This window comes from Citrobacter sp. S39 (assembly GCF_009495675.1).
GTDB lineage: Bacteria > Pseudomonadota > Gammaproteobacteria > Enterobacterales > Enterobacteriaceae > Citrobacter > Citrobacter freundii.
In genome coordinates, this window is record NZ_CP045555.1 from 3842350 (window position 1) to 3867071 (window position 24722).

23 protein-coding genes, 3 tRNA genes and 1 pseudogene are annotated in these 24722 nt (G+C 54.7%); 15 read left to right on the top strand and 12 right to left on the bottom strand.

Annotated features, from left to right (window positions below):
• Window position 1: 1 nt before the first annotated feature.
• The 6 genes from paaF to paaA are packed head-to-tail and all read right to left on the bottom strand — an operon-like array spanning window position 2 to window position 4347.
• Window positions 2-769 (bottom strand): 2,3-dehydroadipyl-CoA hydratase PaaF, encoded by a 768-nt coding sequence (paaF, locus tag GFB57_RS18390; protein WP_003030839.1) that lies wholly within the window; start codon window positions 767-769, stop codon window positions 2-4.
• The gene (gene paaE, locus GFB57_RS18395) at window positions 766-1836 is read right to left on the bottom strand and encodes a 1,2-phenylacetyl-CoA epoxidase subunit PaaE (protein ID WP_003030840.1); all 1071 of its coding nucleotides are present in this window, start codon (window positions 1834-1836) and stop codon (window positions 766-768) included. The genes paaF and paaE overlap by 4 nt, the downstream gene beginning before the upstream one ends.
• A gap of 7 nt (window positions 1837-1843) precedes the next feature.
• Window positions 1844-2344, bottom strand: a complete 501-nt coding sequence (gene paaD, locus GFB57_RS18400; RefSeq protein ID WP_003030841.1) for a 1,2-phenylacetyl-CoA epoxidase subunit PaaD — start codon at window positions 2342-2344, stop codon at window positions 1844-1846.
• 12 nt (window positions 2345-2356) lie between these two features.
• Window positions 2357-3112: a 1,2-phenylacetyl-CoA epoxidase subunit PaaC gene (gene paaC, locus GFB57_RS18405; RefSeq protein WP_003030842.1), complete on the bottom strand. Its 756-nt coding sequence runs from the start codon at window positions 3110-3112 to the stop codon at window positions 2357-2359.
• A gap of 7 nt (window positions 3113-3119) precedes the next feature.
• Window positions 3120-3407 (bottom strand): 1,2-phenylacetyl-CoA epoxidase subunit PaaB, encoded by a 288-nt coding sequence (paaB, locus tag GFB57_RS18410; RefSeq protein WP_003030843.1) that lies wholly within the window; start codon window positions 3405-3407, stop codon window positions 3120-3122.
• 10 nt (window positions 3408-3417) lie between these two features.
• The gene (paaA, locus tag GFB57_RS18415; RefSeq protein WP_003030845.1) at window positions 3418-4347 is read right to left on the bottom strand and encodes a 1,2-phenylacetyl-CoA epoxidase subunit PaaA; all 930 of its coding nucleotides are present in this window, start codon (window positions 4345-4347) and stop codon (window positions 3418-3420) included.
• 285 nt (window positions 4348-4632) lie between these two features.
• On the opposite strand from paaA, the gene paaZ reads away from it, so the two are divergent.
• Window positions 4633-6678, top strand: a complete 2046-nt coding sequence (gene paaZ, locus GFB57_RS18420) for a phenylacetic acid degradation bifunctional protein PaaZ (protein WP_003030847.1) — start codon at window positions 4633-4635, stop codon at window positions 6676-6678.
• Window positions 6679-6760: 82 nt separating this feature from the next.
• On the opposite strand, the gene GFB57_RS18425 is transcribed toward paaZ, so the two are convergent.
• Window positions 6761-6836: transfer RNA gene (locus GFB57_RS18425), tRNA-Asn, on the bottom strand.
• 6 nt (window positions 6837-6842) lie between these two features.
• Between GFB57_RS18425 and GFB57_RS25865 the strand changes: the two genes are divergently transcribed.
• The 3 genes from GFB57_RS25865 (at window position 6843) to GFB57_RS18435 (ending at window position 8659) form a co-directional block, all read left to right on the top strand.
• Complete coding sequence (locus GFB57_RS25865; RefSeq protein WP_219339467.1) at window positions 6843-6950, top strand: DUF5951 family protein; 108 nt, start codon at window positions 6843-6845, stop codon at window positions 6948-6950.
• Between the two features lie 46 nt (window positions 6951-6996).
• Entirely contained in the window at window positions 6997-8484 is a 1488-nt protein-coding gene (locus GFB57_RS18430; protein WP_003030849.1) for an EmmdR/YeeO family multidrug/toxin efflux MATE transporter, read from the top strand.
• Window positions 8485-8583: 99 nt separating this feature from the next.
• Window positions 8584-8659 (top strand) — tRNA-Asn (locus GFB57_RS18435).
• Window positions 8660-8799: 140 nt separating this feature from the next.
• On the opposite strand, the gene cbl is transcribed toward GFB57_RS18435, so the two are convergent.
• Together cbl and nac are read right to left on the bottom strand one after the other, a co-directional pair.
• Entirely contained in the window at window positions 8800-9750 is a 951-nt protein-coding gene (gene cbl / locus GFB57_RS18440) for an HTH-type transcriptional regulator Cbl (RefSeq protein WP_008320362.1), read from the bottom strand.
• A gap of 101 nt (window positions 9751-9851) precedes the next feature.
• Window positions 9852-10769, bottom strand: a complete 918-nt coding sequence (gene nac, locus GFB57_RS18445; protein WP_003030855.1) for a nitrogen assimilation transcriptional regulator NAC — start codon at window positions 10767-10769, stop codon at window positions 9852-9854.
• Between the two features lie 326 nt (window positions 10770-11095).
• Between nac and GFB57_RS18450 the strand changes: the two genes are divergently transcribed.
• Window positions 11096-11171, top strand: a tRNA-Asn gene (locus GFB57_RS18450).
• Window positions 11172-11219: 48 nt separating this feature from the next.
• On the opposite strand, the pseudogene GFB57_RS18455 reads toward GFB57_RS18450, so the two are convergent.
• Window positions 11220-11438: pseudogene (locus tag GFB57_RS18455) on the bottom strand (type II toxin-antitoxin system PemK/MazF family toxin); the annotation flags it as partial.
• Between the two features lie 226 nt (window positions 11439-11664).
• On the opposite strand from GFB57_RS18455, the gene fecI reads away from it, so the two are divergent.
• From fecI to fecE, 7 genes are all read left to right on the top strand, one after another.
• The gene (fecI, locus tag GFB57_RS18460) at window positions 11665-12186 is read left to right on the top strand and encodes a ferric citrate uptake sigma factor FecI (RefSeq protein WP_003036312.1); all 522 of its coding nucleotides are present in this window, start codon (window positions 11665-11667) and stop codon (window positions 12184-12186) included.
• Window positions 12183-13136 carry a ferric citrate uptake sigma factor regulator FecR gene (gene fecR / locus GFB57_RS18465; RefSeq protein WP_003036311.1) on the top strand — a complete coding sequence of 318 codons (954 nt, stop codon included), beginning with the start codon at window positions 12183-12185 and terminating at the stop codon, window positions 13134-13136. The genes fecI and fecR overlap by 4 nt, the downstream gene beginning before the upstream one ends.
• Window positions 13137-13222: 86 nt before the next feature.
• On the top strand, window positions 13223-15547 hold the full coding sequence (gene fecA, locus GFB57_RS18470) for a TonB-dependent Fe(3+) dicitrate receptor FecA (RefSeq protein ID WP_003036309.1): 2325 nt from the start codon (window positions 13223-13225) through the stop codon (window positions 15545-15547).
• 58 nt (window positions 15548-15605) lie between these two features.
• Window positions 15606-16508, top strand: coding sequence for a Fe(3+) dicitrate ABC transporter substrate-binding protein FecB (locus GFB57_RS18475; protein WP_003036307.1), 903 nt, complete (start codon window positions 15606-15608; stop codon window positions 16506-16508).
• Window positions 16505-17503 carry an iron-dicitrate ABC transporter permease FecC gene (gene fecC, locus GFB57_RS18480; RefSeq protein WP_003036305.1) on the top strand — a complete coding sequence of 333 codons (999 nt, stop codon included), beginning with the start codon at window positions 16505-16507 and terminating at the stop codon, window positions 17501-17503. The genes GFB57_RS18475 and fecC overlap by 4 nt, the downstream gene beginning before the upstream one ends.
• A complete protein-coding gene (gene fecD / locus GFB57_RS18485) occupies window positions 17500-18456 on the top strand; it encodes a Fe(3+) dicitrate ABC transporter permease subunit FecD (RefSeq protein ID WP_003036303.1) in 957 nt (318 codons plus the stop codon). The genes fecC and fecD overlap by 4 nt, the downstream gene beginning before the upstream one ends.
• Window positions 18457-19224, top strand: a complete 768-nt coding sequence (fecE, locus tag GFB57_RS18490) for a Fe(3+) dicitrate ABC transporter ATP-binding protein FecE (protein ID WP_003036301.1) — start codon at window positions 18457-18459, stop codon at window positions 19222-19224. It begins immediately after the preceding gene.
• A 326-nt stretch (window positions 19225-19550) separates the two neighbouring features.
• On the opposite strand, the gene GFB57_RS18495 is transcribed toward fecE, so the two are convergent.
• Entirely contained in the window at window positions 19551-20444 is an 894-nt protein-coding gene (locus tag GFB57_RS18495) for a LysR family transcriptional regulator (protein ID WP_003036300.1), read from the bottom strand.
• Window positions 20445-20558: 114 nt separating this feature from the next.
• Between GFB57_RS18495 and GFB57_RS18500 the strand changes: the two genes are divergently transcribed.
• Genes GFB57_RS18500 through GFB57_RS18510 form a run of 3 tightly spaced genes read left to right on the top strand, consistent with a single transcriptional unit; the run spans window position 20559 to window position 23246 of the window.
• Window positions 20559-21467 (top strand): alpha/beta hydrolase, encoded by a 909-nt coding sequence (locus tag GFB57_RS18500; protein WP_003036298.1) that lies wholly within the window; start codon window positions 20559-20561, stop codon window positions 21465-21467.
• A gap of 46 nt (window positions 21468-21513) precedes the next feature.
• Window positions 21514-22269 carry an SDR family NAD(P)-dependent oxidoreductase gene (locus GFB57_RS18505; RefSeq protein WP_003036296.1) on the top strand — a complete coding sequence of 252 codons (756 nt, stop codon included), beginning with the start codon at window positions 21514-21516 and terminating at the stop codon, window positions 22267-22269.
• Between the two features lie 38 nt (window positions 22270-22307).
• The gene (locus GFB57_RS18510; RefSeq protein ID WP_003036294.1) at window positions 22308-23246 is read left to right on the top strand and encodes an alpha/beta hydrolase; all 939 of its coding nucleotides are present in this window, start codon (window positions 22308-22310) and stop codon (window positions 23244-23246) included.
• Window positions 23247-23539: 293 nt separating this feature from the next.
• Here GFB57_RS18510 and GFB57_RS18515 read toward each other — a convergent pair whose 3' ends face one another.
• The gene (locus GFB57_RS18515; RefSeq protein WP_003036291.1) at window positions 23540-24421 is read right to left on the bottom strand and encodes a hypothetical protein; all 882 of its coding nucleotides are present in this window, start codon (window positions 24419-24421) and stop codon (window positions 23540-23542) included.
• Window positions 24422-24722: the final 301 nt, after the last annotated feature.

A 24722-nucleotide genomic window follows, 5' to 3' on the forward strand; every position in this document is an offset into this window, starting at 1 on the left:
ATTAGCGTCCTTTAAATTCCGGGGTACGTTTTTCTAAAAAGGCGCTCACGCCTTCACGACGATCTTCGGTACCGCTCAGCAGCGTAAATAACTGACGTTCCTGCACCAGACCGGCCTGTAAGCCCACTTCATGCGCCAGACGCAGCGACTGTTTCGCCGCCCGCAGCGCCAGCGGCGAGTGGCGAGCGATGTTTGCAGCCAGCTTCAAGGCATATTCATCAGAGAGGTTCGCCGGGTGAATGTCGCTCACCAGCCCAGCCTGCTGTGCGCGTTCGGCGTCAATGCTTTCGCCGCTCAGCACCATCCGGCTCGCCAGCGCTTTACCAACGCTGCGGATAAGCCGCTGCGTACCACCCGCCCCCGGCATGGTGCCGAGGGTAATTTCCGGCAGGCCGAAGCGGGCGTTATCCCCGGCGATCACCAGGTCACACAGCAGCGCCAGCTCGCAGCCCGCCCCCAGCGCGTAGCCGTTCACCACCGCAATCAGCGGCTTGTTGAAGGCATCGATGCGCGCCCATAGACGCGGACGAATATCGTCGAAGGTGGCGGGCAGGTCTTTTTCCGCCATCTCGTTGAGATCGGCACCGGCCGCGAAATAGCGCGGGTTGCCGCTAATCACGCACACGCTCACGCAGGCATCTGCAGCCGCACTTTCCAGCGCGTCGGCTATCTGCGTCAGCAGCGCGTTGTTTAACGCATTACGCGCCTGCGGACGGTTCAGGGTCAGTTGCAGCACGCGGTCATGACGGGTCAATAGCAGTTCGCTCATGCCGTCCCCCGCGCGTCAAAGTCGACCACCACATCCGCGCTTTTGGGCAGCGCCTGGCAGCTCAGCACATAGCCCGCCGCCACTTCATCGGCTTCCAGGCTATAGTTGGCGGCCATTGCCACTTCGCCCTGCACCACTTTGCATTTACAGGTGGCACAGACGCCGCCTTTACAGGCAAACGGCAGGTCTGCGCCCTGACGCAGCGCCGCATCAAGAATGCTGTCATCTTCGGCGTTCAGCGAAATCAGGCGATCGCGGCCGTCCTGGCGAATAGTCACCGTGCGGCCTTCAGCCTGCACGCCGGTGGCGCGTTTCACGCTGGTGCCCGGCGTATTGAAGCGCTCAAGGTGAATAGATTTTTCCGGCACGCCCAGTTCACGCAGCGCCACTTCGGCTTCGTCCATCATCGCCGACGGGCCGCAGATAAACGCATCATCAAAACGGCTGAAATCAAGCAGCGTTTTGCCCAGCGCATGCAGCTTGTCGCCGTCAATGCGCCCTTGCAGCAGGTCGCTGTCCATCGACTCCTGGCTGAACAGATGCACCACCTGCAAACGCTGCGGGTAGCGGTCTTTCAGGTCGGCCAGCGCCTGACGGAACATCATGCTGTGGCTGCTGCGGTTGCCGTAAATCAGGGTGAACTGACTGGCCGGTTCGGTCGCCAGCGTCGCTTCAATAATCGCCATCATCGGCGTAATGCCGGAACCGGCGGCAATCGCCAGATATTCCGCTTCACGCTCGGCCTGCGGCTGGTAGCCAAAGTGCCCCTGCGGCACCATCACCTCAAATTCCATACCCTGCTGAATATCGCTCTGGGCATAGCGGGAGAAACGGCCGCCGTCGATGGCTTTGACCGCCACGCTGATTTCTGACGGCGAACGGCTGCGGCAAATGGAGTAGCAGCGGCGTAACTCTTCCCCGCCCAGGCGGGTTTTCAGCGTCAGGTGCTGGCCCGGACAGAAGGCGTACACGCTACGCAGCGCGTCGGGAATGGCAAAGGTAATGGTGACCGAATCACGGGTTTCCGGCTCAACGTTTGCCACGGTAAGCGAATGAAATGTTGTCATCGCAGCCTCAAATACATTTAAAGTAATCAAAGGGTTCACGGCAGCTATCGCAGCGATACAGCGCTTTACAGGCCGTGGAACCGAATTCACTAATCAGTGAGCTGTGGGTGCTGCCGCAGCGTGGGCAGACCACATCCTTTGGCATCTCGCCGGCGTGGCAGGCATGGGCATGCGGCGGGCTGATACCATACTGGCGCAAACGCTCGCGGGCATCAGGGCTCATCCAGTCGGTGGTCCACGGCGGGTCGAGCTGTAGCACAATATGTACCGGCGTGTAGCCATGCGTGGTCATCACCGTACGAATCTCACCCAACAGGTGCTCGGTAGCCGGGCAGCCCGAGTAGGTTGGCGTAAAGCCAATCACCCAGCCGTCGCCGAGGCGTTCAACCCGGCGTACCATCCCCAAATCGGTAATGGTCAGCACTGGCACTTCCGGGTCTGGAATGGCGCTTAACAATCCCCAGACGGTACGAACCTCCGGGGGTGCGATTGCGGCGAGACGTTGCATAGCCACCTCCTGCTACCACTGCTGGCCGGGATACGACCGCTGTAAATACTGCATCTCTGCCAGCATCGGGCCGAGATGTTCGCTGTGTAGCCCCTGCTTACCGCCGCTGCGGAACGCCGCCTCCTGGGGAATTTGCAGGCCGGAATCGAGCAGCGCGGTGTGAACCGTTGCCTGCCATTCCGCCTGGAGCGTGCGCGGATCGACGGCGATCCCCTGCTCGCTCAGGTCAATTTCCAGCGCATCGGCAACGAACAGTTCACCGGTATAGCGCCACAGGCTGTTGACCGCCTGCTGCATCAGTTGCGCGGAGTAGTCGGTACCGTTGCCCAGACGTTCCAGCCAGCCGCGGCTGAAGCGCTGGTGATAACGCACCTCTTTCAACCCTTTGGCCGCAATGGCGGCGAGCTGCGCGTCGCGGCTATAGACCAGACGGCTGAACAGCGCCATGTGCCAGACGTCGATAAAGAACTGGCGGGCAATGGTGTCGGCAAAGTTGCCGTTCGGCTGTTCAACCAGCAGCAGATTGCTGAACTGGCGTTCATCGCGGCCGAAGGCCAGCGTGTCTTCGTCGCCGTTACCGTTCAGTTCGGCGGCGTAGCTGAGAAAATTGCGCGCCTGTCCCAACAGATCGAGACCGATATTGGCCAGCGCCAGGTCGATTTCCAGCTCCGGTGCGTGGCCGCACCATGCGCCTAAACGCTGTGCCAGGATCAGGCCGTTATCGCCCAGACGCAGGGCATAGGTTGCAACGGGATTGAGAGTCGTCATCGTTGCCTCACATATGTTCCATGCCGTCCGGCACGGTGTAGAACGTCGGGTGGCGGTAGACTTTGCTTTCTGCCGGGTCGAAGAATTCACCGCGATCCTCCGGCTGCGAGGCAACAATTTCACTCGCCTTCACGACCCAAATGGAGCAGCCTTCGCTGCGGCGGGTGTACGCATCGCGGGCGTTCTCCAGCGCCATCTGGTCATCGGCGGCGTGCAGGCTGCCCACGTGACGATGCGACAGACCCTGCTTGCTGCGGACAAACACTTCGTATAACGGCCAGTATGTTTTGCTCATGGTTCTCTCCTTACGCCGCATCGCGGGCCTGTTGTTTTTGGGCATGCGCCAGCGCAGCTTCGCGCACCCATGCCCCCTCTTCCCAGGCCTTACGCTTGGCGCCCAAACGTTCGTGATTGCAGACACCACGACCGTTGATGACCTCATTAAATTCCTGCCAGTCGATCTCGCCGAATCGGTATTTCCCCGTCGCTTCATCAAGCTGCAGATCGGCATCCGGCACGGTCATGCCGAGAATTTCAACCTGCGGAACGGTGTTATCCACAAAGCGCTGGCGCAGTTCGTCGTTGGAATGCAGTTTGATTTTCCACGCCATACTGCGGGCGCTGTTCGGCGAGTTGTCGTCGCTCGGCCCGAACATCATCAGCGCGGGCCACCAGAAACGGTTGATCGCATCCTGGAGCATCTGCCGCTGTTCTTCGCTGCCCGCCGCCAGCGCCATACAGGCTTCAAAGCCCTGACGCTGGTGGAAGCTTTCTTCTTTGCAGATTTTGACCATCGCCCTGGCATACGGGCCGTAGGAGGTACGACACAGTGCCACCTGGTTGACGATCGCCGCGCCATCGACCAGCCAGCCGATCACGCCAATATCCGCCCAGCTCAGGGTTGGGTAGTTGAAGATGGAGGAGTATTTCATCTGCCCGTCGAGCATCTTCTGGTACAGATCCTCACGCGCGCAGCCCAGTGTTTCCGCCGCGCTATAGAGGTACAGGCCGTGTCCGGCCTCGTCCTGTACTTTTGCCAGCAGAATGGCCTTACGCCGCAGCGTGGGTGCGCGGGTTATCCAGTTGCCTTCTGGCAGCATGCCGACGATTTCCGAGTGCGCATGCTGGCCAATCTGGCGGATCAGCGTCTTACGGTATGCGTCCGGCATCCAGTCCTGCGGCTCGATGGCCGTTTCCTGCGCGATGCGCTGGTCAAAGCGTTGTTCTTCTGTCACGTCATCACCTTATGATTCCGATAAATCAAGAAATTAATTTTTTGTGAATCATTTTGTTTTGTAAAAGTTACATCCTGGTTAAATAAAACCACAAATTTTGTTTGTGGATTTTGTGACACGCTACGCAAAGCCTTTTAGTTTATTGAGTAAAAACAGAATCATAATCAATTTAGATAAAGTGTTCGCGATCGCATTGTTAATAAATTATTAAAATCACGCTTGCATTTTATGATTCACAAAATAACTATTTATAGAGAGATTACGGAACACATCTGGAGATTAACGATGCAGCAGTTAGCCAGCTATTTATCCGGCGCCTGGCAGACCGGCCGAGGCCGCACCCGTACTATCCACCACGCCATCAGCGGCGAACCGCTTTGGGAAGTGACAAGCGAAGGACTGGATATGGCGCAGGCGCGCCGCTTCGCCATCGAGCACGGCGGCAAAGCGTTACAGGCAATGAGCTTTATTCAGCGCAGCGCGATGCTAAAAGCGGTGGCGAAGCATTTAATGGAACTGAAAGCCGATTTCTATGCCATATCCGCGCAAACCGGAGCAACACGCGGTGACAGCTGGGTCGATATCGAAGGCGGCATCGGCACGCTTTTCACCTATGCCAGCCTCGGCGGGCGTGAGCTGCCGGATGATGTGCTGTGGCCGGAAGATGAGCTGATTCCGTTGTCCAAACAGGGCGGTTTTGCCGCGCGCCATGTGCTGACGTCAAAATCCGGCGTTGCGGTACATATCAACGCCTTTAACTTCCCCTGCTGGGGGATGTTAGAAAAGCTGGCGCCGACCTGGCTTGCCGGCATGCCCGCGATCGTTAAACCGGCGACCGCCACCGCGCAGCTGACGCAGGCGATGGTCAAAGCCATTGTCGACAGCGGGCTGGTGCCGGACGGCGCAATAAGCCTGATCTGCGGCGGCGCGGGCGATCTGCTGGATAATCTGGATAGCCAGGACGTAGTGACCTTTACCGGCTCTGCGCATACCGGACAGCAATTGCGCGTGCATCCGAATCTGGTGGAGAAATCTGTGCCCTTCACCATGGAAGCGGATTCACTCAACTGCTGCGTGCTGGGTGAGGACGTCACCCCAGAACAGCCTGAGTTTGCACTGTTTGTACGTGAAGTTGTGCGCGAGATGACGACCAAAGCCGGGCAGAAATGTACCGCTATCCGCCGCATTATCGTGCCGCAGGCGCAGGTGAAAGCCGTCAGTGAAGCGCTGATTGCCCGCCTGCAAAAGGTGGTAGTGGGCGATCCGGCGCAGGAAGGCGTGAAGATGGGGTCGCTGGTGAATAACGATCAGCGTCAGGACGTGCAGGATAATGTGAATCGTCTGGTTGAAGCCGGATGTGAGGTACTGCTGGGCGGAAAGGCAGATCTGAGCACCGCTGGAGCTTTCTTCCCGCCAACGCTGCTGTTTTGTCCGCAGCCGGATGAAATTACCGCGGTACATGCAATTGAAGCCTTTGGTCCGGTCGCCACGCTGATGCCGTATCAGAATACCGAGCATGCCATGACGCTGGCGCGCGCTGGTGAAGGCAGTCTGGCAGGAACGCTGGTGACGGCGAGCGGCGAACTGGCGCGAGAGTTTATCCTCGGTGCAGCCCGCGCCCACGGGCGTATTCAGGTGCTGAACGAAGAATCCTCGGCGGAATCGACCGGCCACGGCTCTCCACTGCCACAGCTGGTCCACGGTGGGCCTGGACGTGCAGGCGGCGGTGAAGAGCTGGGCGGTCTGCGTGCGGTGAAACACTACATGCAACGCACTGCCATTCAGGGCAGTCCAACCATGCTGGCCGCCGTTAGCCAGCAGTGGGTACGCGGCGCGCAGGTTACGGAAGATCGCATTCACCCGTTCCGCAAATATTTCGAAGAGATCCAACCGGGCGATAGCCTGCTGACTCCGCGCCGCACGCTGACTGAAGCGGATATCGTCAATTTTGCCTGTTTGAGCGGCGATCACTTCTACGCTCATATGGACAAAATTGCAGCGGCCGAGTCTATTTTCGGCGAACGCGTGGTGCACGGCTATTTCCTGATTTCCGCCGCTGCCGGTCTATTTGTAGACGCGGGCGTTGGCCCGGTTATCGCCAACTACGGTATGGAAAATCTGCGCTTTATCGAGCCGGTTAAGCCGGGCGACACTATCCAGGTGCGTTTAACCTGCAAACGCAAAACGGTGAAACTTCAGCGCAATGCCGAAGAAAAAGCGACTGGCGTGGTGGAATGGGCGGTGGAGATTTTCAATCAGCACCAGCAGGCGGTGGCGCTGTATTCCATTCTGACGTTGGTTGCGCGTCAGCATGGGGATTTCCCGGCTTAAGAACCCGGTGTCGCTTCGCGCGACCAGACTTGAAACAAAAAGCAAAAAGCCTGCTTAGTTTCCTGAGCAGGCTTCTTAAATATGGCTCCTCTGACTGGACTCGAACCAGTGACATACGGATTAACAGTCCGCCGTTCTACCGACTGAACTACAGAGGAATCGTTGTGGAGGCTTATCTTAGCGGCGAAAAAATTTTTGTCAAACCTCATTTCTTCGAATGCGAATCAATTGATGCTTCTCTCGACAGTTTGTTGCATTTACAGACATTTTAAATAGAAAAAACTTTGCAGCTTTTTTGATTCTCCCTCATCATTTGAAATGAGGTTTCAACTTTCTTCGTTAAGGTCCACTTTGAACGTCTCCGCTGCCTTACGCCAGGTCGCTTCCCGCACGCCCTGGTATGCCAAACGCAAGAGTTATAAGGTTCTCTTTTGGCGCGAAATCACTCCGCTGGCTGTCCCCATTTTCCTGGAAAACACCTGTGTGCTATTGATGGGTGTTCTCAGTACTTTCCTGGTAAGCTGGTTGGGAAAAGAAGCAATGGCCGGTGTCGGACTCGCCGACAGTTTTAATATGGTCATCATGGCATTTTTCGCCGCCATCGATCTGGGTACCACCGTAGTTGTAGCATTTAGCCTCGGGAAACGAGATCGTCGACGGGCCAGAGCCGCAGCCAGACAATCGCTGGTGATCATGACAATTTTTGCTACCGTGCTGGCAGCGGTCATTCACTATTTTGGTCAACAGATTATTGACGTTGTTGCAGGTGAAGCAACGCCAGACGTTAAAGCTTTGGCACTTACCTATCTGGAGCTGACGGTGCTCAGCTACCCGGCGGCAGCCATTGCGCTGATCGGCAGTGGCGCACTACGTGGAGCCGGAAATACTAAAATACCGTTGTTGATTAACGGCGGTATGAACATCCTGAATATCATCATCAGTAGCATCCTGATTTACGGAATCTTTTTCTGGCAAGGTCTGGGATTTGTGGGAGCAGGCCTGGGACTGACCATTTCGCGCTACATCGGGGCGATTGCCATCATCTGGGTACTGATGATTGGTTTTAACCCCGCGCTGCGAATTCCCTTCAAAAGCTATTTTAAGCCACTCAATCTCGCCATTATATGGGAGGTCATGGGGATCGGCATTCCGGCAAGTATCGAGTCAGTGCTGTTCAATGGCGGTAAACTTTTGACGCAGATGTTTGTTTCAGGCATGGGAACCAGCGTTATCGCCGGGAACTTTATTGCATTTTCTATCGCCGCGCTTATCAATTTACCGGGGAATGCTTTAGGTTCCGCGTCGACAATCATTACCGGCAGGCGTCTGGGAAATGGCCAGATTGCCCAGGCTGAAATCCAGCTACGGCATGTGTTCTGGCTGTCGACGATTGGGCTAACGGCAATTGCCTGGCTAACCGCACCTTTCGCCGGGGTGATGGCCTCATTTTATACCCACGATCAGGATGTAAAAGAGGTCATAGTCATCCTGATTTGGCTCAACGCAGCATTTATGCCGATATGGGCAGCCTCCTGGGTGTTACCAGCGGGCTTTAAAGGTGCGCGAGATGCACGTTTTGCTATGTGGGTATCGATGCTGGGCATGTGGGGCTGCCGCGTAGTCGCGGGCTACACTCTGGGTATCGTATTAGGATGGGGAGTTGTCGGCGTTTGGTTAGGTATGTTCTTCGACTGGGCCGTGCGCGCCGCGTTATTTTACTGGCGTATGGTCACAGGCCGCTGGTTGTGGAAATACCCACGCCCCGAACGCGAAAAGTGCATAAAACAACCGGTTGCGTCTGAATAATCGGCGAAATGAGGAATATTTCAGCAAACGTTCGCATTTATCCATTCAGGCTTTGACAACGCTGAGCGGCATCGCTAATATTCGCCTCGTTCAAACGATTCCTCTGTAGTTCAGTCGGTAGAACGGCGGACTGTTAATCCGTATGTCACTGGTTCGAGTCCAGTCAGAGGAGCCATATTTAAGAAGCCTGCTCAGGAAACTAAGCAGGCTTTTTGCTTTTCTGCGATCCCATTAGCCAGGTAGAGCGCTTCATTTCACACCCAGGCTTTTCCATACTGGCAACGAGAGAAGCCCGTTTCTCACGGGCTTTTATTGTTAAATCTGATAATCAATCACCGCTTCATCTGGCTCCATCGCCTGACGCTTAATTTCATCGACGGATAACCCTGCGTTGCATAGCTCGATGAATCGCCAGACGTAGTTGCGCTGCAGTTGTCCGCGTTTAAGCCCTAGCCAAACGGTATTTGCATCAAACAAATGCCGGGTATCCAGACGGGTTAACGTCCCCTCTTCCTGCTCGCCGCTGGATTGCTCTGCCACCAGCCCAATCCCCAATCCCAGTGACACGTAAGTTTTAATCACATCCGAGTCCTGGGCACTGAGAATAATATCAGGTATCAGCCCCTTGCGAGCAAACGCCTCATCGATGCGGGAACGCCCTGTAATCCCCTGACGATAGGTAATTAACGGCCAGTGAGCGATGGACTCCAGCGTTAGCGGAGAAGCCTTCACTAATGGATGGTCCTGAGGAACAAGCAGGCTGTGGTGCCAACGAAACCAGGGAAAAGCCACCAACAATGGATCGCTGCTCAGCCGCTCACTGGCAATTCCGATATCTGCCCCGCCATTTTGTAGCAGGACATCAATCTCCTGTGGTGTGCCCTGAATAAGTTCCAGACGCACCTCAGGGAACAACTCACGAAAGGCTTTTATCACCGCAGGCAAGCTATAGCATGCCTGGGTATGCGTGGTGGCAATCGTCAGAACGCCGGACGTGTCATTGGTAAACAGATCCGCCAGTCGACGAACATTGCTGGCCTCATTCAGAATACGCTCAGCAATGATCAGCAAGGCTTTACCCGGTTCAGTCATGCCCAACAGGCGTTTACCGCGACGGATAAAAATTTCGATGCCAAGTTCATCTTCAAGTTCACGAATGTGTCGGCTGACGCCCGACTGCGAGGTGTACAGTATATTCGCGACCTCCGTCAGGTTGTAATCCTGACGGGCCGCCTCGCGGATTATTTTGAGTTGCTGGAAATTCACGTTTCACTCCGGGCACATCAGACATTACGCTATTGTTAAAGTCTGATGCCCGGCATAACAAATAATAAAAACCTGCATCTTATTCCTCGTGGGAATAAGGTTTAGCTGACCAGCTGCAATTCGCGATTTTCCAGCGCCGGACGGCTAACCAGCGACAACAGGATCTCCTTCACTGCCTGCGCCTGGGGCGACAAGCTCCCTCTGGCTGATACGTTCAACGATAATGGCAGATTCATCGATGGGGTTGTGATGCGCGCCATCCAGCCGTTCGCTGCATTGCATAATGAACGGGCGGCCGACTCGGGCAACACTGTGACGCCCATACCACTGGCAATGGCAGCCGTCAGGGTGGAGATAGACTCAATTTCGCCAATCACTTTAGCCGTTAAGCGACGTAGCGAAAAAGCTTCATCCACGCGCAGGCGAACCGCGCTGTAATCCCGTGGCAAGAATAAATTCATCTGCGCCACCGCGGCTAAATCGACGCTTTGCCCCGGACACTCACGCGTGCCGACCAGATATAGATCCTCTTTAAGCAACGGTTGACTGCTGATGCCCGCCACGGGTGAACGCTCATAGAGCACTGCCATATCTAATTGCCCGCTGAGCAGCTTGTCATTCAGCACTGCCCCACTATTTTCATGCAGATAAACCTGCACATCGGGCAGTTCGGCACGTAGCGTCTGTAATAACGGCATGGTAATGGATGACGCTGCTGTCCCCGGCGCTAGGCCGATAGAGACCTGGCCTGTCAAGGTCTGTCCCACGTTATTAACCGCAAGTTGCGCCTGTTCACACTGACGTAAAATCGTCCGGGCGTGGGTATATAACACTTTTCCTGCTTCCGTCGGCGTGACGCCACGCTTGGTACGAATCAGCAATTGCTGATCAAGCTCACCTTCCAGCGTAGCGACCTGCTGGCTCAGCGCGGGTTGCGCAATGTGCAATACTTCCGCTGCCTGGGTCAGGCTACCAATATCGACGATTTTCACGAAATATTTCAGTCGTCTAAAGTTCATTTTGCCTCCTGTCGGAATACCAGAACCCGTGCTGGCAGTCATTGAATTCAGGATTGCAAGATACTTGCCACTTTCGTCTAAAACGGTGTTTTATGGTTAAAGCCGCACAAAGTCAGGAGTAAAAGCGAAGGAAGATCATTCTGCACACCTAAATATCTCATTCAGGCTGCCCTGGAAGAGGTAGACGCGCACCAGAATGGGGCAAAAGCATAAAAAGACGGAAAGATCGCCGCTTTGCTGATTTTGTCAGCAAACGAACACACAAATGTATTTACCCCTTTGACAAGCCTCACCACCCTCGCTAATATGCGCCTCGTTCAAACGATTCCTCTGTAGTTCAGTCGGTAGAACGGCGGACTGTTAATCCGTATGTCACTGGTTCGAGTCCAGTCAGAGGAGCCATATTTAAGAAGCCTGCTCAGGAAACTAAGCAGGCTTTTTGCTTTTATGCTATTGCTCATTGCGCATATCAAAGCCCCAGCTCAGTCTGGCCAACACTTCATTCATAATGACCGCAGGTATTTGTTCCAGGCGCTTGCCGTTCCGAGGTTCCATATCAATAGTTCTGGGCTGATCACGACGAATAACGCCCGTCGTTTTAGTGCCCGCATCATCCAGATAAACGCTAACACCAGCAGCATGAGCAAGGTTTCCGCCACTGGTGACAGGAAGTGAGGTGTCCGATTCTCACTCACAACAGACATGGTCAGATGTCATTCCAACCATCACATGCCAAAAGCAGACTCCTTTTCCCGTCTAATATCCACATCATAATATTTTTATAAAAAACAATGCGTTAATACGTTCAACGTAATACAATTATATTACCAATTGTAATGATAACCATTCTCATATTACTATAATCGCGTGATAATTAACTTTTGATACATTCCGCATGTCTGACCACGCCACTACCACTGCTTCCTTTACGCTCGAGTCGCTTTATGGCGCACATCACGGCTGGCTGAAAAGCTGGCTGACGCGCAAACTCCAGTCCGCCTTTGATGCAGATGACATTGCCCAGGACACTTTTCTACGGGTAATGGGCAGCGGGTCGCTCTCGACGATCCGCGATCCGCGCTCCTTCCTGTGCACTCTCGCCAAACGGGTAATGGTCGACCTGTTTCGTCGAAACGCGCTGGAAAAAGCCTATCTGGAGATGCTGGCGCTGATGCCGGAGGCGCTCGCGCCTTCGCCCGAGGAACGCGAGAGTCAGCTCGAAACCCTGCAACTCATCGACAGCATGCTTGACGGGCTAAGCGGAAAAACACGCGAAGCGTTTCTCCTTTCGCAGCTGGATGGTCTGACCTACAGCGAAATAGCGCTAAAGCTCGGTGTTTCGGTCAGTTCAGTGAAAAAATATATGGCAAAGGCTATCGAACATTGTCTGCTGTTTCGTCTGGAGCACGGTCTGTGAACGCTTCTATCACCGATTCTCGCCGTCAGGCTTTGCGCTCGGCATCACACTGGTATGCCGTATTGAGCGGCGAGCGTGTCAGCCCACAGCAGGAAGCGCGCTGGCAACAATGGTATGAAGAGGACAAAGATCATCAGTGGGCCTGGCAACAGGTTGAAAACCTGCGCAGCCAGCTCAGCAGCGTTCCGGGCGATGTCGCCAGCCGGGCGCTGCACGATACGCGTCTTACACGTCGTCATGTCATGAAAGGGCTACTGCTGCTGCTCGGCGTGGGCGGCGGCTGGCAGCTCTGGCAATCTGAAGCCGGAGAAGGTCTGCGCGCGGACTACCGCACCGCCAAAGGGGCTGTCAGCCATCAGCGGCTGGACGATGGCTCGCTGCTGACGCTCAACACGCAAAGCGCCGCGGACGTTCGTTTTGATACGCGTCAACGCGCTGTCCATCTCTGGTACGGCGAAATTGCTATTACTACCGCAAAAGACGCGCAGCAGAGACCTTTCCACGTTGTGACCCGCCAGGGCCGGCTCACCGCGTTAGGCACAGAATTTACCGTCTACCAGCAGGACAACGTCACACGCGTTACCGTTCAACAACACGCGGTTGAAGTCTTACTGGCAAACCGTCCGCAGGAAAAACGCATCGTCAGCGCTGGCGAGAGCCTGCAGTTTAGCGCGTCTGAATTTAGTGCAATTACCTCAGCGGATGATGAAAGCGCCGCCTGGACGCAGGGCATTCTGAGCTTTAGCGATAAACCGCTGGGTGAAGTGATTGCCACGCTGAGCCGTTATCGCAACGGCGTGCTGCGTTGCGATCCGGCGGTGGCCGGGCTGCGCCTGAGTGGCACTTTCCCGCTGAAAAATACCGATGCGATTCTGGATATTATTGCCCAGACACTTCCAGTGAAAATTCAGACTATTACGCGATACTGGGTCAATATTTTGGCACCGTAAGAAAAATAATTCTCATTTTCATTGTCCTTTTTCCCCTTCTCATTCGACTCATAGCTGAACACAACAAAAATGATGATGGAGAAGGTATGACGCCTTTACGCGTTTATAGCAAAACAACACCTTTGGTTAACGCCATTCGCCTGAGCCTGCTGCCGCTGGCTGGGCTCTCGTTATCCGCTTTCGCAGCGCAGATTGATATTGCACCAGGCTCACTCGATAAAGCGCTAAACCAATATGCCGCACGCAGCGGAATTACCCTGTCTGTTGACGCCAGCCTGACGCGCGGCAAACACAGCAACGGTTTGCACGGCGATTACGATGTTGAGAGTGGTTTGCAGCAGCTGCTCCTGGGCAGTGGCCTGCAGGTGAAGCCGTTAGGGAATAACAGCTGGACGCTCGAACACGTTCCTGCGCCGCAGGAAGATGCGCTCACGGTTGTGGGCGACTGGCTGGGCGATGCGCGCGAAAACGACGTTTTCGAACATGCTGGCGCACGTGACGTTATCCGCCGTGAAGATTTCGCCAAAACCGGCGCGACGACCATGCGCGAGGTGTTGAACCGTATTCCTGGCGTTACCGCCCCGGAAAATAACGGCACCGGTAGCCACGATCTGGCGATGAACTTTGGTATTCGCGGCCTGAACCCGCGCCTGGCCAGCCGTTCAACGGTACTGATGGACGGTATTCCGGTGCCGTTTGCCCCTTACGGCCAGCCGCAGCTTTCCCTGGCACCTGTTTCGCTCGGAAATATGGACGCCATCGATGTGGTGCGCGGCGGCGGTGCTGTGCGTTACGGGCCGCAGAGCGTGGGCGGCGTGGTGAACTTTGTCACCCGCGCCATTCCGCAAGACTTCGGTATCGAAGCCGGCATGGAAGGCCAGCTCAGCCCAACGTCCTCACAAAATAATCCAAAAGAGACGCACAACCTGATGATGGGCGGCACGGCGGATAACGGTTTTGGTACCGCCCTGCTTTACTCCGGCACCCGCGGCAGCGACTGGCGCGAGCACAGCGCGACGCGCATCGACGACCTGATGCTGAAAAGCAAATATGCGCCGAATGACGTGCATACTTTCAACAGCCTGCTGCAATACTACGACGGAGAAGCCGACATGCCCGGCGGCCTGTCGCGCGCGGATTACAACGCCGACCGCTGGCAGTCCACGCGCCCTTACGATCGCTTCTGGGGGCGCCGCAAGCTGGCAAGCCTCGGCTATCAGTTCCAGCCGGACAGCCAGCATAAATTCAATATTCAGGGCTTCTACACCGAAACCCTGCGTAGCGGCTATCTGGAACAGGGCAAACGCCTCACCCTGTCACCGCGTAACTACTGGGTACGCGGCATTGAACCGCGCTACAGTCAGAGCTTTATGGTGGGTCCTTCCGCGCACGAAGTGGGCGTGGGATACCGCTATGTGAGCGAGTCGACGCATGAAATGCGTTACTACACCGCCACCAGCAGCGGACAACTCCCGTCCAGCGCTAGCCCATACGATCGCGACACCCGTTCCGGCACCGAAGCGCACGCCTGGTATCTGGATGACAAAATCGACATTGGCAACTGGACTATCACACCGGGTATGCGCTTTGAACATATCGAGTCATACCAGAACAACGCCATCAAAGGCACACATGAAGAAGTGAGCTACAACGCCCCACTTCCGGCGCTAAACGTGCTTTATCACCTGACTGATAGCTGGAATCTTTATGCAAACACTGAAGGCTCATTCGGCACCGTACAGTACAGCCAAATTGGCAAGGCTGTGCAAAGCGGCAATGTGGAACCGGAAAAAGCGCGAACCTGGGAGCTCGGAACCCGATACGACGATGGCGCGCTGACCGCGGAAATGGGGCTGTTCCTGATTAACTTTAATAATCAGTACGACTCCAACCAGACCAACGACACCGTAACCGCACGGGGTAAAACGCGCCATACCGGGCTGGAAACCCAGGCCCGCTATGACCTCGGCACGCTGACGCCAACGCTCGACAACGTTTCGGTCTACGCAAGCTATGCGTATGTGAACGCCGAGATCCGCGAGAAAGGCGACACCTACGGCAACCAGGTGCCGTTCTCGCCGAAACACAAAGGCACATTGGGCGTGGACTATAAACCGGGTAGCTGGACGTTCAACCTGAATAGCGATTTCCAGTCCAGCCAGTTTGCGGATAACGCCAACACAGTGAAAGAGAGCGCCGACGGCAGTACTGGTCGCATCCCTGGCTTTATGCTCTGGGGCGCACGCGTAGCTTATGATTTTGGTCCGCAAATGGCAGACCTGAACCTGGCGTTCGGCGTGAAGAATATCTTCGACCAGGCGTACTTCACCCGCTCTTATGACGACAACAACAAAGGCATCTACGCAGGCCAGCCGCGCACGCTGTATATGCAGGGGTCGTTGAAGTTCTAATTCACACCGATTTCGTTGGCCGGGTAAGCGCAGCGCCACCCGGCTTTCAGGAGCACCGATGTTCACATTTATCCGCACACTTTTCGCCGCTCTGCTGCTGGTCACCAGCCACGCTTTTGCCGCCACGGTTCAGGACGAACATGGCACCTTTACGCTTGATAAAACGCCACAGCGGATAGTGGTACTGGAGCTGTCGTTCGCGGACGCGCTGGCTGCCGTCGATGTCAGTCCGGTCGGCATTGCCGACGATAACGATGCCACGCGCATTCTTCCCGAAGTTCGCGCCCATCTGAAACCCTGGCAGTCTGTCGGCACGCGTGCGCAGCCGAGTTTAGAAGCCATTAGCGCGCTGAAACCGGACCTGATCATCGCCGACAGCAGCCGTCATGCGGGTATTTACAGCGCCTTACAGCAAATAGCACCGGTGCTGCTGCTTAAGTCCCGCAATGAAACCTACGCTGAAAATCTACAATCTGCGGCCATCATCGGCGAAGTCGTGGGAAAAAAGACACAGATGCAGTCACGTCTGGCGCAACACCAACAACAGATGTCAGCGTGGGCCAGCCAGTTGCCAAAAGGCACGCTGGTGTTATTTGGTACGTCCCGGGAGCAGCAGTTTAACCTTCATACGCAGGGGACCTGGACCGGGGGCGTCCTGACCTCTCTGGGGCTGAAGGTACCTGCGGCGATGGCTGGTGCGTCTATGCCGTCCATCGGCCTGGAACAGCTGCTGGCGCTCAATCCTGCATGGCTGCTGGTCGCACATTATCGCGAAGAGAGCATCGTGAAACGCTGGCAGCAAGACCCGCTGTGGCAGATGTTAACGGCTGCGCAAAAACAGCAGACGGCGTCGGTCGACAGTAACGCCTGGGCGCGGATGCGCGGCATTTTTGCGGCCGAACGTATTGCCAGCGACACGGTAAAAATCTTCCATCACCAGCCTTTATCCGATGTGAAATGACAGTTCTCAGACATCCGGCGTTGCAATGGGGGCTACCCCTTGCCGCGCTTATCGCAGTTTTCTGGCTGAGTCTGTTTTGCTACTCGGCCATTCCTGTTTCTGGCGTTGACGCCATTCGCGCCCTGCTGCCGGGCCACGCGCCGACGCTTCCACAAACGCTGGTGCAAAACCTACGTCTGCCGCGAAGCCTGGTCGCCATTCTGATCGGCGCAAGCCTGGCTCTCGCGGGAACGCTGCTGCAGACTTTGACGCATAATTCAATGGCATCTCCTTCGCTGCTCGGTATTAACAGCGGCGCGGCGCTGGCGATGGCACTGACCAGCGCGCTCAGCCCCGTGCCCGTCGCGGGTTACTCCATCGCCTTTATCGCCGCCTGTGGCGGCGGCGTAAGCTGGCTGCTGGTGATGACCGCAGGCGGCGGATTTCGCCATACCCAGGACAGAAACAAACTGATCCTCGCGGGTATCGCGTTCTCGGCGTTTTGCATGGCCCTGACCCGCATCACCCTGCTGCTGACGGAAGATCACGCCTACGGCATTTTTTACTGGCTCGCGGGAGGCGTATCCCACGTACGCTGGCAGGAGTTCTGGCAGCTTTTCCCGGTGGTGGCAGTTGCTATACCGGTGGTGTTGCTGCTGGCCAATCAACTGAATCTGCTTAACGTCAGCGACAGCACCGCCCGTACGCTGGGGGTGAATCTGCCGAAGCTGCGTTTAATCATCAACATTCTGGTGCTGCTTCTGGTCGGTACCTGCGTCAGCGTGGCCGGCCCGGTGGCTTTTATCGGTCTGTTGATGCCGCATCTGGCTCGCTTCTGGGTAGGATTCGACCAGCGCAAGGTCCTGCCGATGAGCATACTGATGGGCGCCACGCTGATGCTAGTGGCGGATGTTCTGGCCCGCGCGCTGGCCTTCCCTGGCGAATTACCCGCGGGGGCTGTGGTGGCTCTGATTGGTGCGCCCTGCTTTGTCTGGCTGGTTAGGAGGCGTGGTTGAAAATTGTGTTAGTCATTTTTATCGCCCTCGCACTGGCAGGATTTTCGCTGCTGTCTCTGCAAATGGGGGTGATCGCCGTTCCCTGGCGCGCCCTGCTGACCGACTGGCAGGCCGGGCGTGAGTATCATTACGTGTTAACGGCGTACCGCCTGCCGCGACTGCTGCTGGCGTTGTTTGTCGGTGCAGCCCTCGCGGTGGCAGGCGTTCTGGTACAAGGGATCGTTCGTAACCCTCTGGCGTCGCCGGATATTCTCGGCGTAAACCATGCCGCCAGCCTTGCCTCTGTGGGCGCACTGCTTCTCGTACCGTCACTGCCGGTGATTGCTCTGCCGCTGCTGGCCTTTGCCGGTGGCATGGTGGGCCTGATCCTGCTGAGAATGCTGGCGAACACCAGCCAGCCGATGAAGCTGGCACTCACGGGTATCGCGCTGTCTGCCTGCTGGGCCAGCCTGACGGACTGGCTGATGCTTTCGCGCCCGCAAGATGTGAACAGCGCTCTGCTGTGGCTAACCGGCAGCTTATGGGGCCGTGACTGGAGCTTTGTGAAGATTGCCGTCCCGCTGCTGATGTTGTTTCTGCCGCTGAGCCTGAGTTTTTGCCGCGATCTCGACCTTCTGGCACTGGGCGATGCGCGCGCCACCACGCTCGGTATGTCGGTGCCGCGTATCCGGTTCCTGGCTTTGCTACTGGCCGTCGCCATGACATCTACCGGCGTGGCCGTCTGCGGCCCAATTAGTTTTATTGGTCTTGTGGTGCCGCATATGGTGCGCAGTATTACCGGTGGGCGTCACCGCTGGCTGCTGCCCATATCGGCCATGACAGGTGCGTTGCTACTGGTGGTTGCCGACCTGCTGGCGCGAATTACTCATCCCCCGCTGGAGCTTCCGGCTGGCGTACTGACCGCCATTATCGGTGCACCGTGGTTTGTCTGGCTGCTTGTGAGAATGCGATAAATGACATTACGAACTGAAAATCTGACGGTCTGTTACGGTACAAACAAGATCCTTGATGGCGTTTCACTCGCCCTACCAGCGGGGAAGACAACCGCCCTGCTCGGCCCTAACGGCTGCGGGAAATCGACGTTGCTAAACTGTTTTTCACGGCTGTTAGCGCCGCAATCCGGTGGCGTATTTCTCGGCGATAATGCCATCAACACGCTCTCATCACGCCAGCTAGCCCGCAGGCTAGCGCTGCTGCCCCAGCACCATTTAACGCCAGAGGGGATCACCGTCCAGGAGCTTGTTTCGTACGGTCGCAACCCGTGGTTGTCACTCTGGGGGCGCCTCTCCGTTGAAGACAATGCGCGGGTCCAAGATGCTATGCACCAGACCCGGATCCAACATCTTGCCGACCGACGGTTAACCGATCTTTCCGGCGGTCAGCGCCAGCGCGCCTTTCTGGCGATGGTCCTGGCCCAGAATACACCCGTCATACTACTCGATGAGCCAACCACCTATCTCGATATCAATCACCAGGTGGAACTGATGCGGTTGATGGGCGAACTCCGGGCTCAGGGGAAAACGGTAGTCGCAGTGCTGCACGACCTTAATCAGGCCAGCCGGTACTGCGATCATCTGGTGGTAATGGCGAACGGACATATTATGGCGCAAGGCACACCAGAAGCGGTGATGAACCCTGGATTGCTGAGAACCGTATTCAACGTGGATACGGAAATACACCCCGAACCAGTATCTGGTAGGCCGATGTGTGTAGTTAGGTAAATGACACAAGCTGTAATGTTACCATGGTCTCAACAGGTCGCCTGTCATATCACTTGCGCTGTGATGACTTCGCTCTGCCCAGGTAACATTTCAACTGTTCTGAGCTGAATAATATTGCAGCGTTCTATCATCAATCATCATGCGTTTAGGACCAGTAAAACCATGTTAATCATCGGTTCATAAACTGCAGACAGGCGGTGTTCAGGGATTACTCTCGGCACCTTAGCAACCCGTGAAATGCAGGTTTCGGTACGCTGATTATCCGTGGCTAATGCAAGTTCTCGTAACTTCGGTAATTTTTGCATTTAACGAGTGATAACACGTCGCTATAATGCGGGCATTCTCAGCGCTTCAACAATGATATTAAACGCAGCCGAGGATTTCAGCCGGCTGGTGTAATACAGATAATACCCCGGGAAAGTGATAGTGAAGTCGTCCAGAACGGTGAGCAGTCGGCCAGAGGCGATATCATCCTGCACTAATGCCTGCGGAACATAAGCCAGCCCGTAACCGTCAAGACAGGCCTGATGAACCTGATTGATGCCGTTAACGATAACCTGCCCCTGAACGCGCAACTTTTGCTCTTGCCCGTTAATTAAAAACGTCCACGGCAAATTCTGTCCATGAGTGGGTAACTGTAAATTGATACACGGCAGCGTCAGCAATTGTGCGGGAGTTGTCGGGAAATCCTGTTCCTGCAGACACTGAGGCGAGGCTACGACCACCATACGGTGTTCCGCGCTAATCGGAATGGCCACCATATCCTGGGCTATCAAGCCACCTCGCCGCACGCCGGCATCAAAACGCTCTTTGGCGATATCAACTAGGCCATAATCAGTGATCAGTTCCAGGTGAATATCAGGATAGTCCTTCAAAACCGGTGCCAGTTTTGGCCACAGAACCTGCTGGATAGCGTATTCATCGGCAGATATACGCACTCTGCCCGCGGGTTTATCCCGCAGGTCAGCAAGCTGATCAAGACCGGTAGAAATTTCTTCGATAGCCGGGCCAATCAACTGTGCCAGACGCTCTCCCGCCTCCGTCAGAGTCAGGCTCCGCGTCGTGCGATTAAGTAACTTTAGCTGCAGACGCGCTTCAAGATTCCCGATAGTCTGACTCACCGCCGACTGTGATGTCCCTGATTTCACTGCCGCCCGCGTGAAGCTTCCCTCCTGAACAACCGTCAGGAAGGTGATCAGGTCGTTAAGATTCTCTTTCATTGATTAATAAGCCACGCTAATAACTGACATCAAATTATCCACGCTAATCAAATGAACTGTCCAGTTCTATCATCATTTCACCGTCACAACACACGTCGACTCCGGGGGGACAAAATGATGAAATCCATTCGCTTTACCAATGCCGAAATCACCATGGCGGGGAATCTGTTCCTGCCCGAGAATTTTAACGAATCCGCATGCTATCCAGCTATTGTGGTCGTTCACCCGAGCGGCGGCGTCAAAGAACAAACGTCAGGCCTGTATGCTGAAGAACTGGCGCGTCATGGCTACATTACCCTGGCGTTTGATGCCGCTTATCAGGGTGAAAGCAGCGGAGAACCTCGTCAGCTTGAAAACCCATATCACCGGGTGGAAGATATCAGCGCAGCTATAGACTATCTGGTGGCTCAGCACTGCGTCGATGAGCAGCGAATCGGTGTCGTTGGCATCTGCGCTGGCGGCGGCTATGCCATTCACGCCACCATGCTGGATCGCCGAATTAAAGCACTTGGCACCGTCAGCGCCGTTAACTATGGCGACATGTATCGCCAGGGATGGGAAGGCAATCAACAGCCTGCATCATCCCTTGAACTTCTGCAAATGGCTGCGGAACAACGTACTGCGGAGGCAAAAGGCGCAGCCACTGGCTATCTGCCCACCACCCCAAGCTCCGTAGAGGAGGCACAAAACAGGGATTTTGCTGAGGCTTATGAGTATTACCGTACGCCACGAGCGATGCACCGAAACGCACCCAGTCGATTCACCACTCGTAGCCTTGCTCAGCTGGTTACCTATGATGCCTTCAACCTCGCCAATATTTTTTTGACTCAGCCCATGCTGGTAATTGCGGGCAGCGAGGCGGGAACGCGCTGGATGACGGAAGAGATTTATCAGCGAGCCGCAAGCCAGAATAAAAACCTGCATATCGTTAATGGTGCTACCCATATCGCCATGTATGACCAGCCTGAATATGTGTCGGAAGCGGCAGGCAAATTTGTCTCTTTCTTCGCAGAACACCTGTAGACCCACGCCTTGCCCACCGGGCTACCACTGACCAGAGAACGACATCATGAAATATACCCTTATCACCGGCGCCAGTTCAGGCATCGGCAAAGCCCTTAGCTATAAGTTCGCTTCTCGCGGCTACAACCTGATTCTCACCGCCCGGCGCGAGGACGAGTTGCAGAAACTTAAACAGGATATTGAAAGCCGGTATGCGATGCAGGTCATCACAAAACCGTGCGATCTGGCTCAGGAAGGCCAGGCAGAACACCTGTATCGCCAGTTGGCTGATTTCGATCTCGTTATGCTTATCAATAATGCGGGGTTTGGCGATTTCTCCATGCCCTGGGATATCGATTTAGCGAAAGCGACTCGGATGCTGGATTTAAATGTTAAGGCCCTGACCACGCTCTCCCTTCTGTATACACGGGATTATGCCGATCGGGAGGCGACGCTGATTAACGTGTCATCCGTCGGCGGTTATTCACTCTTTGATATCGCCGTTACCTATTGCGCGACTAAGTTCTTTGTTGCCGCATTTACCGAGGGACTGGCGCAGAATCTGCGTGACAAGGGCAAAAAAATGCGGGCTAAGGTGATCGCGCCAGGTCCAACACAGAGTGAATTCGTTGTTCATTCTTCAGACAATGGTGGCATCAGTGGCGATGGATTGTTTGCCGAGGACTCATTTATTACCGCGGAAAAGCTGGCGGATTACACATGGCAACTGTTTGACAGCGACAGTACGGTGGGCATCGTCAATACCGACCGCCAGTTGATGCTTAAGTCACCCGTCTATCCTTACATTAACGTCCCGCATTAATGCTCAGAACGTCGCCATTAACTTGAGGAACTCCTGCTATGTCTCATGAACAAGTCGTTTCATTCCGGCACAACAGCTGGCAAGTTGCCGCCACTCTCCGCTTACCTGAGGGATTTGATGCCAACCAGAAATACCCGGCGATTGTTTGCGCCCATCCTATCAGCAGTTGTAAAGAACAGACATCCGGCGCAGTCTACGGCCAGAAGCTGACTGAAGCTGGATTTATTACTCTTGCTTTCGATGCCTCTACCCAGGGTGAAAGTGGGGGTGAACCACGCTTTAGCGAAAATCCATCCACCCGCGTGGAAGACTTTCGCTGCGCGATAGACTATCTGGTGACTTTAGCCTACGTGGATGAAGATCGTATTGGGGTTTTAGGCGTTTGTGGCGGCGGTGGATATGCCGTTAGCGCCGCTACCATTGATCACCGTTTCAAAGCCGTTGCCACTGTGGTTGCCGCCAATTATGGGCGCATTATGCGTGAGGGGGACTCCAGTCCGGATGCCGCGCTCAGAACGATTGACGCGCTGGGTAAACAGCGTACTGCTGAAGCTCGGGGAGCCGCTGCTCTTGTTGTCGGTTATATTCCTGACAATGCAGAAGCGTTGGCGAATGCGAACATCAACGATATCGACCTCATTGAGGCAGTTGATTACTACACGACCCCGCGCGGGCAAAAGCCAGGCTCGCCTAACAAACTGCGACTTACCAGCACCGCACCGGCCTTAAACTGGGATGCTTTTGCCTTTACGGAAAAGCTACTGATACAGCCATTACATATTGTTATTGGCGATGTTCCTGGTGGTTTTGGTTCTTATCGCGACGGTTATGAACTTTATCAGCGCGCGCGCTCCGTTGAGAAGACGCTGCAGGTTGTGAAAGGGGTATCTCACTATGATCTGTATGATCGTCCGGAAGCGACGGCACAAGCACTGTCGGAGATTATTCCATTCTTTTATAAACATTTAGGCACATAAGTGGCATAACCTTTTGTTTACGCGCATTCTTAGCCATTACCCGGCCGTGCAAGCCATGGTCGGGTGTTAAAAATTGGCCTCATTCTGCTGCCTGGAAGCGAGAAAAAAGTCAGCGCTAATCTCTGAAATAATAATCCAGGTGTCGAGCCATTCTGCAGAGCATAGTAAACGTCAGATTCGTGCCAGAAGCGGACGTTAATGCTCTGAATGAATACCGGAGCTGCTCAGCTCAGTATCAGGATGTGATAAAGGAGCCAGTATCATTTTGGCAACCGATATGGCGGATGAAATAGTCAGTTCCAGTATTCGTATTTCGCTGTTATGACGGCTTTATATTTGTCCACATCCTGTTTACCCGTCTGATCGACTGGGACAATCATGATGTTCATATTGGCGCGTGTGCATTCTCCATGCGAGTTCCACTCCTCGCACGTGGACAGGTTTTTTTCGATGGTGAAATAGGTCTGGGTCTTGCTCAGGGTCAGCTCACGGCCCTCGTTATCATAGGTATACTCTTCTATGGTTGAGGGGGACTGGGTTTTGATCAGGCGATGATTGTCATCATAGCTGTATACAATCGTATTGTTATCTATCGGCAAACTTCCTTTGCTTACCATCCTTGCCAGCAACCCTGATGAATTGAAAACGTAATCTATTTTGCTCACTGTGGTTTTGTCTTTATCTTCTGCTTTTGTGGCCGCGATAGTCGAGCGTGTAACTGCGTGGCTGATTAATCCTTTATTGTTAAGCAGGTACATTCCCTCCAGAGTCTGCTGGTATAGCTGTGTGGTCTTCTTACTGTTGTTATCGACTATGACCCCGTTTGCATCCATCTGGATGCGCCAGCCAAAGTCCGTTCTGTTCAGCTGAATTTCATTGGTAGCCGTGAATACTGCTTTCGGGCCTCTTGAGGTTTTGACCTCTTTTACACTGCCGCCAATTAGCTCACCGCACTGACTGAAGTTGCCTTGAACCGATGCACGAAGATACCAATCAGGACTATCAATAGTCATTTCAACCGATTTGGGGATTTCTGTTCTTGTCTGCTGGCTCATGAGAATGAAGTTGTTCAGTTTGTTTTTAGCGATGGTTTCCGCTGTGCATTGTGCTGCATAAGTCTGGAACGTGCAGAGGGATAAGAGAGTAATAAACAGATTTTTATTATTGAAAAGCATTATTTGTTGTCCTCAGGAACCGATCAATTATCTGAATGAACCATTTAGCTTGCCAGGAAAGAGGGCCTTTTCTATGGACAGGTCGAAATCGAGGATCGCCTCATCTGTATGTAGCAGCACAGGAAACTGTGCCTTTAGGCTCAACAATCGGCACGTCTTCCCAACACGGATGAAACAATGCACGATTCCAGTCCGGCCTGAGACGACCACGTTTTTTAAAGCGCTCACTATTACATGCAAGCCTGTTGCGCGTGTGATTCGACTCACTTGTCAATCAATGGCTTCACTGTAATCTGGCGAC

Bases quoted from the DNA above. Each gene is read 5' to 3' on its own strand.
- GFB57_RS18505 (WP_003036296.1), top strand. From the start codon at position 21,514: ATGAAATATACCCTTATCACCGGCGCCAGTTCAGGCATCGGCAAAGCC.
- GFB57_RS18430 (WP_003030849.1), top strand. From the start codon at position 6,997: ATGAGGTTTCAACTTTCTTCGTTAAGGTCCACTTTGAACGTCTCCGCT.
- GFB57_RS18515 (WP_003036291.1), bottom strand. From the start codon at position 24,421: ATGCTTTTCAATAATAAAAATCTGTTTATTACTCTCTTATCCCTCTGC.
- paaC (WP_003030842.1), bottom strand. From the start codon at position 3,112: ATGACGACTCTCAATCCCGTTGCAACCTATGCCCTGCGTCTGGGCGAT.
- GFB57_RS18510 (WP_003036294.1), top strand. From the start codon at position 22,308: ATGTCTCATGAACAAGTCGTTTCATTCCGGCACAACAGCTGGCAAGTT.
- fecE (WP_003036301.1), top strand. From the start codon at position 18,457: ATGACATTACGAACTGAAAATCTGACGGTCTGTTACGGTACAAACAAG.
- paaF (WP_003030839.1), bottom strand. From the start codon at position 769: ATGAGCGAACTGCTATTGACCCGTCATGACCGCGTGCTGCAACTGACC.
- GFB57_RS18500 (WP_003036298.1), top strand. From the start codon at position 20,559: ATGATGAAATCCATTCGCTTTACCAATGCCGAAATCACCATGGCGGGG.
- paaZ (WP_003030847.1), top strand. From the start codon at position 4,633: ATGCAGCAGTTAGCCAGCTATTTATCCGGCGCCTGGCAGACCGGCCGA.
- fecA (WP_003036309.1), top strand. From the start codon at position 13,223: ATGACGCCTTTACGCGTTTATAGCAAAACAACACCTTTGGTTAACGCC.
- GFB57_RS18495 (WP_003036300.1), bottom strand. From the start codon at position 20,444: ATGAAAGAGAATCTTAACGACCTGATCACCTTCCTGACGGTTGTTCAG.
- paaE (WP_003030840.1), bottom strand. From the start codon at position 1,836: ATGACAACATTTCATTCGCTTACCGTGGCAAACGTTGAGCCGGAAACC.
- GFB57_RS18475 (WP_003036307.1), top strand. From the start codon at position 15,606: ATGTTCACATTTATCCGCACACTTTTCGCCGCTCTGCTGCTGGTCACC.
- paaB (WP_003030843.1), bottom strand. From the start codon at position 3,407: ATGAGCAAAACATACTGGCCGTTATACGAAGTGTTTGTCCGCAGCAAG.
- paaD (WP_003030841.1), bottom strand. From the start codon at position 2,344: ATGCAACGTCTCGCCGCAATCGCACCCCCGGAGGTTCGTACCGTCTGG.
- fecC (WP_003036305.1), top strand. From the start codon at position 16,505: ATGACAGTTCTCAGACATCCGGCGTTGCAATGGGGGCTACCCCTTGCC.
- nac (WP_003030855.1), bottom strand. From the start codon at position 10,769: ATGAACTTTAGACGACTGAAATATTTCGTGAAAATCGTCGATATTGGT.
- fecI (WP_003036312.1), top strand. From the start codon at position 11,665: ATGTCTGACCACGCCACTACCACTGCTTCCTTTACGCTCGAGTCGCTT.